We start from the raw sequence: 4,084 nt of genomic DNA on the forward strand, positions 1-4,084 counted from the left end.
GCCGATTCCACGCGCGGCGAGGTCGGCGCGGCGCGCTCGACCCGGGCGATCAGCTCGCCGTGGGTCAGGGTCGTCTCGCCGTCGAACAGGGCGGGGCGGACGGCCTTGTCCGGCGGGCCGTCGTAGAGGGCGCGGATGGGATGGCTCATGCGGCCCGGCCCTCCAGCACGGTGACGACCGTGGCGGCCTCCTCCACGCCGAGGAAGCCGCCGCCGTTCTCGGCCACGGCGATGCGGGCGTGCGGGACCTGGCGGGCGGCGGCTTCGCCGCGCAGCTGGGCGGAGAGTTCGAAGATCTGGGCCAGGCCGGTGGCGCCGACCGGATGTCCCTTGGCGATCAGGCCGCCGGAGGGGTTCACGGGCGTGCGGCCGCCCAGGGCGAAGTCGCCCAAGGCGGCGCGGGCGCCGACCGTGCCCGGCTCGGCCAGGCCGAGGTTCTCGATCTGCTGGAGCTCGGCGTAGCTGGTGGCGTCATGGACTTCGGCGACGTCGATGTCCTTCGGTCCCAGGCCGGCCTGTTCGTAAGCGGCCAGGGCGGCGCGGCGGCCGATATGGGTGTCGAAGTCGCGGGCGTCCCGGGCGCCGGCGCTGGTCAGGACACAGCCGCGGATCCGGACGGCGCGGGCTTCGGCGCCGAGCCGCTTGAGACCCGCAGCGGAGCAGAGGATCGCCGCGGCCGCGCCGTCGCTGACCGGAGCGCACATGGCGCGGGTGAAGGGGAAGACGACGGGCTTGTCGGCCAGGACCTGATCGACGGTCATGGGGGTGCGGTACTGGCACCGGGCGTTGCGTTCGGCGGCGGTGTGGTTCTTGGCCGCCAGGCGGGCGAAGTCGGTCTGGGTGGTGCCGAAACGGGCCATGTGGGCGCGGGCCTGGGCGGCGTACAGGTCCATGAACAGACTGCGCCCAGAAGCGTCGCCGGGGTCCGGCTCCTCGCCGCCCATCTGCCGGATGTAGGCGACGACGCCCTCGCGATCGTGGATGTCGGTCCCGCCGGCGAAGGCGGCGGCGACGCGGTCGGGGCGGTCGGGGAAGACCATCTTCTCGACGCCGACGACCAGTGCGATGTCGCCGGCGCCCGAGCGCAGCCAATGGATGGCCTGGAGCAGGGCGGTGGAGCCCGAGGCGCAGGCGTTCTCGACGTTGACGACGGGGATGCGGGTCAGGCCCAGGGGGCGCAGGGCGATCTGGCCGCGGACCGTGTTCTGGCCCTCCAGCATAGGCTGGCGGGTGTTGGAGAACCAGGCGGCCTCGATGTCCTCGACCGCGGCGCCGGCATCGACCAGCACGGCCGTCACCGCATGGTCGGTCAGCGTTTTGACGCTGTCGGCGGGCCGCTTGCCGAAGACGGTCATGGAGACGCCGGCGATGAACACGTCCTGGGTCACGCGATGGGCCGCCGTCGCTGGACGATGCGGAAGCGCGAGGCGACGAAGGCCAGGTCGGCCAGGCAGGCGTTGCCCGCCGGGTTCAGGCCGGTGACGTGGTAGTCGCTGTAGGCGGCGGCGAAGTTGATCCACATCGCTCCGGTCAGATTGATCGACAGATTGGCGCCGGCGGTCTCGTAGGCGGGTGTGGCGCGGTCGATGAAGGCTTCGTCGGTCGAATAGAGGTAGGACGAGATCGAGCCGCGGGTCCTGGCCAGCCAGGTCGCCTCCATCACCGCCTGGTCGGCCTCCATCGAGACGAGGAAGAGCACCGGGCCGAAGCGTTCCTCGGCGTAGAGGTCGTGCCGGTCGCCGCTCTCGATGGCGACGACGAGCGGGGTCATCGTGCGGGCGTCGGGGAACTGCGGATGGGCGTAGGGCGCGCCTTCGCGCAGGACATGGACGCCCGGCAGGCCGATGACGGCCCGACGGGTCTCGGTGACGACCTTCAGGCTGAGCTCGCCCTGGATCGCGCCCATGATCCCGGCCGCCTGGGCGGGGTCGGCGGCGATGGCGTCGATCTGGTCCACGATGGCGGCGGACAGGACGGCGAACAGCGCGGGCGCGATGTAGACGACCTGTGGGCTAGTGCACATCTGGGCCGAGAACAGGCTGGCGGCGCGGGCGATCGCACGGGCCACGGCGTCCAGGTCGTCGACGCTGTCGACGACGACGGTGTTGACCCCGGCGGTCTCTGTGAACAGCAGCTTGCCCGTGACCGTGCGTTCCAGGTGGCCGCCGTAGCGGGGGCTGCCGGTGAAGTCGACGATCTGGATGTCGGGATGGTCGACGAAGCGGCTCGCCACGGGCTCAGCCAGGGTGTCGACCGCAAGGGTCACGAGGTCGCGATCGAAGCCGTGCTCCTCCAGCACATCCCGGCAGGTCTCGACCACCATCGCCATCGGGAGGACCGCGATGGGGTGCGGCTTGACGATCACGGGATTGCCCGTCGCCAGGCTGGCGAACATGGCCGGATAGGCGTTCCAGGTCGGGAAGGAGGCGCAGCAGATGACCAGGCCGACACCGCGGGGGACCAGGGTGTAGGTCTTCTGCAGCGCCACCTGTTCGGCGCCGAAGGGACGGCGGTACTCCGCCTCGGGCGCGACGTCGCGCATGGCCTTGGCCGCATAGGCCAGGGCCTCGACGCCGCGGTCCAGCGCATTGGGTCCCGAGCCGCTGAAGGCCTGGGTGTAGCTTTGCCCTGCGACATGCATGACCGCGTGCGCCATCTCGAAATTGCGGTCGTAGAGGCGCTGGGCCATCTCCAGGCACAGGGCGATGCGCAGTTCGAAATCGGTGTCGCGCCACCGGGCCATGGCGGCGACGGCGGCGGCGACCAGGGCGTCGGGATCGCAGACGGGGTAACGGACGCCGAGGGGCAGGCCGGTGTAGGGCGAGACCTCCTCGCCGACCGTCGCGCCGGTCGCGCCGGGCTGGTCCAGGTCGAAGACCGTGTTCAGGCGCGCCTCGAAGGCGGCCTTGCCGGCCGGCGGCTTGTCGGGGCCGTGGATCCTGGTCGAGGGCGAGTCGCTGAAGGGGCTCCAGGCGCGCCGGGTCCGGACCGCGTCGATGGCGGCGTCCAGCGTCGCGGCGTGGCGCGCGATCAACTCGGCGTGACGATCAAGCGGCCCCCCGTCCATGCCTAGGCCATCCGCTCGACGATCATGGCGGCGCCGACGCCCTGCGCGCCGGCGGCGACCACGATCCCGTAGCGGCCCTCGCAGGCGTCGAGCGCGTCCAGCAGGGATGACAGCAGGATGGCTCCGGTCGCGCCCATCGGATGGCCCTTGGCCAGGTGGCCGCCGCCGACGTTGACCTTGTCCGGATCGACGTCGCGCTCGCGCAGGAATTTCACGATGGTGACGGCGAAGGCCTCCATGAACTCGACGCGGTCCATGTCGGCCAGGGTCATTCCGGCCTTGGCCAGGGCGCGATCCATGGCGGTGAAGCCGGCGGTCAGGGAAGCCTCGGGGTCGCCGCCGGCCTCGGCGTAGGCGACGATCTTCGCCCGCGCGCCGTCGGCGGCGGCGCTGACCAGGGGCCAGGCCGGCCCCCGTCGCACATGGGCGGGGCGTGGGCGACGGTGTGGCGATGGTCGATCCTACGGCCGTTCAGGGCCTCGGCGTACTGCTCGCCCAGCGGGGCGAAGGCGGCGGGCATGGCGGCCAGGCTCTCGGCGGTGGTCGAGGCGCGGGCGGGCTCCTCCCGATCCAGGCCGTTCAGCGGGATGCGCGACTTCGTGAGCGGCGTGCCCTCGGCGGCGGCCGTGCGCTGCTGGGACCGGAGGGCCGCGTCGTCCATCTCCTGACGCGAGACGCCGATGTCCTCGGCCAGCCGGTCGGCGGCGACGACGACGGGAATGTAGCGGGTGCGGGGCGGGAAACTGGCGTCCTCGTAGTAGTCGGCCTTGTCGCCCATGAAGGGGACGCGCGACATCATCTCCACGCCGCCGGCGAGCGCCGTCGCCGCGTCGCCCGCCTGGATCATGTTGGCCGCCTGGCCGATCGCGGTCAGGCCCGAGACGCAGTAGTTGTTCAGGGCGAAGGCGAAGGCGTCATCGGGCAGGCCGGCGTGCAGCTTGGAGACCAGGGCGACATTGGCCCTTGGGCGCCGACTGGCCGACGGCGCCCAGGATCAGGGCGTCGGCGCTGCGCGCCG

General features: G+C 72.1%; 4 protein-coding genes. All 4 read right to left on the reverse strand.

Annotated features, from left to right (window positions below; translation table 11 throughout):
- Window positions 1-145: 145 nt before the first annotated feature.
- The 4 genes from AC2W7C_RS14210 to AC2W7C_RS14225 are packed head-to-tail and all read right to left on the reverse strand — an operon-like array spanning window position 146 to window position 4,015.
- On the reverse strand, window positions 146-1,387 hold the full coding sequence (locus AC2W7C_RS14210; RefSeq protein WP_486002018.1) for a thiolase family protein: 1,242 nt from the start codon (window positions 1,385-1,387) through the stop codon (window positions 146-148).
- Window positions 1,384-3,066 carry an aldehyde dehydrogenase family protein gene (locus AC2W7C_RS14215; protein WP_486002019.1) on the reverse strand — a complete coding sequence of 561 codons (1,683 nt, stop codon included), beginning with the start codon at window positions 3,064-3,066 and terminating at the stop codon, window positions 1,384-1,386. Before AC2W7C_RS14215 ends, AC2W7C_RS14210 begins: the two co-directional genes overlap by 4 nt.
- A 2-nt stretch (window positions 3,067-3,068) precedes the next feature.
- On the reverse strand, window positions 3,069-3,488 hold the full coding sequence (locus tag AC2W7C_RS14220; protein ID WP_486002020.1) for a hypothetical protein: 420 nt from the start codon (window positions 3,486-3,488) through the stop codon (window positions 3,069-3,071).
- Complete coding sequence (locus tag AC2W7C_RS14225; protein WP_486002021.1) at window positions 3,383-4,015, reverse strand: thiolase family protein; 633 nt, start codon at window positions 4,013-4,015, stop codon at window positions 3,383-3,385. Before AC2W7C_RS14225 ends, AC2W7C_RS14220 begins: the two co-directional genes overlap by 106 nt.
- Between the last annotated feature and the right edge of the window lie 69 nt (window positions 4,016-4,084).

The organism is Brevundimonas sp. CURTG3B2_SDJG (assembly GCF_057364705.1).

Excerpts from the sequence above, each read along its gene's own strand:
- AC2W7C_RS14215 (WP_486002019.1), bottom strand. The coding sequence starts at position 3,066 with ATGGACGGGGGGCCGCTTGATCGTCACGCCGAGTTGATCGCGCGCCAC.